The sequence below is a fragment of the Erwinia sp. JH02 genome, from assembly GCF_013074405.1.
Lineage (GTDB): Bacteria > Pseudomonadota > Gammaproteobacteria > Enterobacterales > Enterobacteriaceae > Erwinia > Erwinia rhapontici.
The window spans coordinates 1-1,478 of record NZ_JABANZ010000031.1; the positions used below are offsets into that span (position 1 = coordinate 1).

General features: G+C 46.1%; 2 protein-coding genes and 1 pseudogene. 2 read left to right on the plus strand and 1 reads right to left on the minus strand.

Annotated features, from left to right (window positions below):
• On the plus strand, window positions 1–585 hold a 585-nt coding region (locus HHI26_RS25300), incomplete at its 5' end, for an RNase A-like domain-containing protein (protein WP_171149994.1).
• Window positions 586–587: 2 nt separating this feature from the next.
• The gene (locus HHI26_RS25305; RefSeq protein ID WP_133843304.1) at window positions 588–914 is read left to right on the plus strand and encodes a contact-dependent growth inhibition system immunity protein; all 327 of its coding nucleotides are present in this window, start codon (window positions 588–590) and stop codon (window positions 912–914) included.
• A gap of 57 nt (window positions 915–971) precedes the next feature.
• On the opposite strand, the pseudogene HHI26_RS25595 reads toward HHI26_RS25305, so the two are convergent.
• A pseudogene (locus tag HHI26_RS25595) lies at window positions 972–1,180 on the minus strand (hypothetical protein); the annotation flags it as partial.
• Between the last annotated feature and the right edge of the window lie 298 nt (window positions 1,181–1,478).

The window sequence follows — 1,478 nt, forward strand, 5'->3', positions numbered from 1 at the left end:
TATTCCGGCAAACCAACGGCCTCAATGACCGCTCGCGCTACGGCGGGTATCGCAAGTGAGCTGGGCGCAGATAAGTCTACGGCTGACCAGATCGGTATCGCCGTGGATGTGATACTCCCGTTCTCAGTAGCGGGTACGGCTCGTGTGGCATCGGTCAGAATGGGACAGGTTAATTTGATGAGGCATGAGGCCGTGAAAGGTTTTTCGGGCGGTGGGCATACTTTGAGAAAGCATGTGGGCAAATCTGAGCGTGAATTACTGGAAAAGGTTAAGAGGGGTATTCAGTCAGGTTCATTCAAAGAAGGAAACGCTGCCAGCTCTTTCATTTCTCTGCATATTGCCGAACAGGCCATAAGCAAAGCCGTTAAAGCCAATCGGGCTGAAATTCGGCAATGGGCAAAGAGTAATAGCACTGATAATGAATCTCACCTTATTTTTAAGTATAACGTTAAGAAAAATGTAGGGATCATTGTTAAATATGATTCAACTGAGGCAGTTAAAGCCACCAGAATTGAGGTTGTTATGAAGAAAAAAAGATTCAACAACAAACCTTATTACATCACCACAGCTTATCCGGTACTTTAAATATGAAAAAATTCACCAGCATTAGTAACTTTTTCATCATTTTTTTTGGACAGGACAGTGATGAATATGGTGAAAGTTATCCAGAGATTGTAGATTCTGCTTTTAAGATTTATGTGGAAGATGGTGGTAATTATCTCAATAACCTAATCACCAACATTGATGACTTTCGTAAAAATTACCCGGACAATGAGTCCGCTGCTGTTGCCCTGAATGAACTTACCGGAGGGTCTGCGGGCAATACGAGATGTTACACACCAACACTTCTTGAATTTCTGGAGTGGCTTTCGTCCACTCTAAAACAAAAGCGTGATGAGTATAACGCCAGATAATACTCTACGGCCCACATCCATGTGGGCCACTGTCACCGTGTTACCTTCCTGAATGTCTCCGGCAAATGCCTTCACGGCATCCAGACACTCCCACCACGTCGTCAGGAAGAAATGCTCCCAGTCCCCCTGCGTTTCACGGCGGACAGCTGCGCCTTTGTTACCCGGCGTCCCTTTTGCATGCTCTACCCCAGCTTTCTCTGCAAGTGAGCGCTAAATCCTTCCACGTGTTTGAGAGGCACGTAGCCGTGCCATGTCCTGACAATCATTCATCCTCGTAAAGCGATCACATATAAGATATCCACGATTAAGTCATCACTTGCCGATGCTATACAAAATTGAGTGTTTTTACGAAAAAGACGCGAGTGCACTGGATAATATTTACCCGTTGCACCCACTCCTTTACCCTCAGTTCTGGATGATGTGATAACAAGGAAACGTTATGGAAAACGGTTTTAGTATTGCAATGACCCCGGTCCAGTTGGCAGCCGTCATGGCTGATGAGTCAGTGCTCACTGAGCGTATCTGGGGCAGTATCGGGTTTCTCGGTAGTGTGCTGGAGCTGGC

Excerpts from the sequence above, each read along its gene's own strand:
- HHI26_RS25305 (WP_133843304.1), top strand. The coding sequence starts at position 588 with ATGAAAAAATTCACCAGCATTAGTAACTTTTTCATCATTTTTTTTGGA.